The organism is bacterium, assembly GCA_035703895.1.
Taxonomy (GTDB): Bacteria; Sysuimicrobiota; Sysuimicrobiia; order Sysuimicrobiales; family Segetimicrobiaceae; genus Segetimicrobium.
Genome location: DASSXJ010000180.1, coordinates 1 through 3,605 on the forward strand (window position 1 = coordinate 1; position 3,605 = coordinate 3,605).

Sequence of the window (3,605 nt, forward strand, 5' to 3'; positions counted from 1 at the left end):
CTCGGCGACGATACCTGCTTCGTGACGGCGATCATCATCCACCGGGTCGGACACGGCGGCCGGTACTTCTACCACAAGTTCCGCAACCGGAAAATCGAAAGCCTCCGTCAGCGGATCCTCTACGAGACCTCGCTCAGCCTAGAGACGGCCAGCCAGGTCAGCGCGCAGCTGGCCAAGAATGGATTCAGCGAGCTGCCGGTCGAGATCCATCTCGACGTCGGCGACCGCGGGGAAACCAAGCGCATTATTCGCGAAGTCGTCGGCATGGTGCAGGGCAGCGGGTACGCCGCGATCACGAAACCCGATTCCTACGGCGCCAGCAAGGTGGCCGACCGGGAAACCGGCAAGCTCCGCGTCGGAGACCGAACGCGAACAGCCCTCAGGAACCCCGGGGCTTCATGACACCCCGCACGGTGATCGACAAAGTCTGGGATGCCCATGTCGTCCGGAGTCACGCCGGCGAGCCGGACCTCCTGTATGTGGATCTGCACCTGGTGCATGAGGTGACCTCTCCCCAAGCGTTCGACGGGTTGCGGCTCCACCGCCGGCCGGTGCGCCGGCCGGATCTGACATTCGCGACGCTCGACCACAACGTGCCTACAACGCCGCGCACCGAGCCGATCACGGATCCGATCAGCAAGGCCCAGGTCGAGGCGCTGGAGCGGAACTGCCGCGAGTTCGGCATCCGGCTCGAGGGCATGCGGAGCCAGCGCCAGGGCATCGTGCACATCATCGGGCCTGAACTCGGCCTGACGCAGCCCGGGCTGCTGCTCGTGTGCGGGGACAGCCACACCGCCACCCACGGCGCGCTGGGCGCGCTGGCATTCGGGGTCGGGACCTCCGAGGTGGAGCATGTGCTCGCGAGTCAGGTGCTGCCTCAGCGGCGCCCAAAGACGATGGAGATTCGCATCGACGGCACGTTGCCCCTCGGGACTACTCCCAAGGATCTCATCCTCGGCGTGATCCGGCGGTTCGGCGTGGGCGGCGGGATCGGCCACATCGTCGAGTATACCGGGTCCACGATTCGCGGGCTCTCGATGGAAGGCCGGATGACGGTCTGCAACATGACGATCGAGGGAGGAGCGCGGGCCGGCCTGATCGCCCCGGACGAGAAGACGTTTGCGTATCTGGAGGGCCGCCCCTACGCGCCCCAGGGCAAGGCATGGGACGAGGCCGTCGCCTACTGGAAGACGCTGCCGACGGATGCCGGCGCGACGTACGACACGCGCGTCCAGCTGGACGCCGCGACGCTCGAGCCGTTTGTGACGTGGGGCACGAATCCTTCGCAGTCGGAGCCGGTCACGGGCCGGGTGCCGGATCCTCTCGGCGCGCCCGATCCGCAGGCACGGGCCGCGATCGAACGCGCGCTTGCGTATATGGCGCTTCAGCCGGGGATCCCGATCCAGGACATCCAAGTCGACCGTGTCTTCATCGGTTCGTGCACGAACGCGCGGCTCGAGGATCTTCGCACGGCCGCGCGCGTCGTGGCTGGTCGAAAGGTGCACCCCAACGTGCGGGCCATGGTCGTCCCAGGGTCCCAGCAGGTCAAGGCGGACGCCGAACGAGAGGGTATCGACCGCGTCTTCAAGAGCGCCGGGTTCGAGTGGCGCGAGGCCGGATGCTCGATGTGCCTGGGGATGAACCCGGACGTGCTCGGCCCCGGCGAGCGCTGCGCATCGACGTCGAACCGGAACTTCGAGGGCCGGCAGGGACCGGGCGGCCGGACGCACCTGGTGAGCCCACCGATGGCGGCGGCGGCGGCGATCGCCGGCCATTTCGTAGACATCCGGGAGTGGAGGGCGTAGGGCGGCATGGATCGATTCAAGGCGCACACCGGCGTCGCGGTCCCGTTCGACCAGGCGGACGTCGATACCGACCTCATCATCCCCGCGCGGTACCTCAAGCGGATCGAGCGGACCGGGTACGGGGAGTTTCTCTTCTACAGCAAGCGGTTTCGCGCCGACGGAACGCCCAATCCCGAGTTTGTGCTCAACAAGCCCCAGTTTCGCGAGGGCACGGTGCTCGTGGCCGGCAGGAACTTCGGGTGCGGCTCCTCGCGGGAACACGCCCCGTGGGCGCTACAGGACTACGGATTCAAGGTCATCGTCGCGCCGTCGTTCGCGGACATCTTCAGCAACAACGCGGCACAGATCGGTCTCCTGACCATCGTCTTGCCGGAGGAACGGATCCGGCAGATCATGGATGCCGCCAGCACGCGGGAGGGGTACCAGCTCACCATCGATCTCGAGGCGCAGACGGTCACAGATGGGTTCGGACACACGGACACGTTCGAGATCGACGCGTTCAAGAAACACAGCCTGCTCAACGGGCTCGACGCCATCGGGCTCACACTGCAGCACGAGCCCGAGATCTCCCGCTTTGAGGCGGGCCGGCCGGGTTGGATGCCCCGGGTGACCGTCTGAGGGAGATCTTATCGGGCCGGCGCGGCGCCTTTTTGCTTCAGGTACTCAGCGAACCGCTCCCGCAGCACCTTCTTGTCGAACTTCCCGACGCTCGTCTTGGGCACCTCATCGATCAGGACCACATCGTCGGGCATCCACCAGGACGCGAACTTGCCCTTGAGATGATCGAGGATTTCCTCCTTGCTCACCGACTGGCCGGGCTTGACCACGATACACGCGAGGGGGCGCTCCAGCCACTTGGGGTGTGCGACCCCCACCACCGCCGCCTCCGCCACCTTGGGGTGGGCCATGATGGTGTTCTCCAGGTCGACCGTGGAGATCCACTCGCCGCCGGACTTGATGACGTCTTTCATCCGGTCGACGATGCGGAGATAGCCTTCGGCGTCGATCGTCGCGACGTCCCCGCTCTTATACCATCCGTGCTGAAACGTCTCGGCGCTGCGGGGGTCGCGGTAGTACTCGTCGGCGATCCACGGACCGCGCAGCCAGACCTCGCCCATCGTCGTGTCGTCCCACGGCACGTCGGCGCCGTCGAAGCCCACGACGCGCATCTCCAGCGCGGGAGCGAGCAGCCCCTGCTTGGCCTTGACCCCGTATTTGCGATCATCGTCCCAGTCCGCCATGTGACTCTTGAGCCGGGTGACATGCGTGAGCGGGGTGGCTTCGGTCATGCCGTATGCGTGGAGGAACTGGGCCCCGATCCGCTTCTCGACCGCCTCGATCAGCGCCCGTGGCGGCGCGGAGCCTCCGCAGATGATCCGGGTGAGGCTCGAGAGATCATAGGGGTCCTTCTCCATCAGCGCCAGGACCCCCATCCAGACCGTGGGCACGCCGGCGGCGAACGTCACGCGCTCGCGCTGGATCAACTCGCAGAAGACCTTTGGATCGGGTCGCGGACCGGGCAGCACCTGCGTGGCGCCCATCCAGACTCCTGTAAAGGGCAGCCCCCACGCATTGGCGTGGAACAGCGGGACGACGATGAGCATGGTGTCCCCTTCCGAGATCCCGGCCGTATCGGCGAGCCCCCAGTTCATGCTGTGCAGCCACAGCGCCCGGTGGGTATAGGTCACGCCCTTCGGGAGCCCGGTGGTGGCTGAGGAGAAGCACATGCCGGCAGGGTCCCACTCGTCGAGGTCCGGCCATTGCCGCATCGGGTCGGCCGCGGCGACGAGGGCCTCGTAC

The 3,605-nt window shown here is 66.7% G+C and carries 4 protein-coding genes; 3 read left to right on the forward strand and 1 reads right to left on the reverse strand.

Features of this window, described 5'->3' with window-relative positions; all coding sequences use genetic code 11:
• The 3 genes from VFP86_12735 to leuD all read left to right on the forward strand — a co-directional run.
• Positions 1-402, forward strand: a 402-nt coding sequence (locus tag VFP86_12735) for a ribonuclease H-like YkuK family protein (GenBank protein HET9000506.1), incomplete at its 5' end; no start/stop codon positions are given.
• Positions 399-1,805 (forward strand): 3-isopropylmalate dehydratase large subunit, encoded by a 1,407-nt coding sequence (leuC, locus tag VFP86_12740; GenBank protein ID HET9000507.1) that lies wholly within the window; start codon positions 399-401, stop codon positions 1,803-1,805. The genes VFP86_12735 and leuC, both read left to right, overlap by 4 nt.
• A gap of 6 nt (positions 1,806-1,811) precedes the next feature.
• Positions 1,812-2,423, forward strand: coding sequence for a 3-isopropylmalate dehydratase small subunit (gene leuD, locus VFP86_12745; GenBank protein ID HET9000508.1), 612 nt, complete (start codon positions 1,812-1,814; stop codon positions 2,421-2,423).
• An 8-nt stretch (positions 2,424-2,431) separates the two neighbouring features.
• Here the strand turns inward: leuD and VFP86_12750 are convergent.
• Positions 2,432-3,605 (reverse strand): AMP-binding protein (locus tag VFP86_12750; GenBank protein ID HET9000509.1); only part of this gene is annotated, 1,174 nt, incomplete at its 5' end.

What these genes read in the sequence shown, in the direction of transcription:
- leuC (HET9000507.1), top strand. Translation starts at nt 399, where the DNA reads ATGACACCCCGCACGGTGATCGACAAAGTCTGGGATGCCCATGTCGTC.
- leuD (HET9000508.1), top strand. Translation starts at nt 1,812, where the DNA reads ATGGATCGATTCAAGGCGCACACCGGCGTCGCGGTCCCGTTCGACCAG.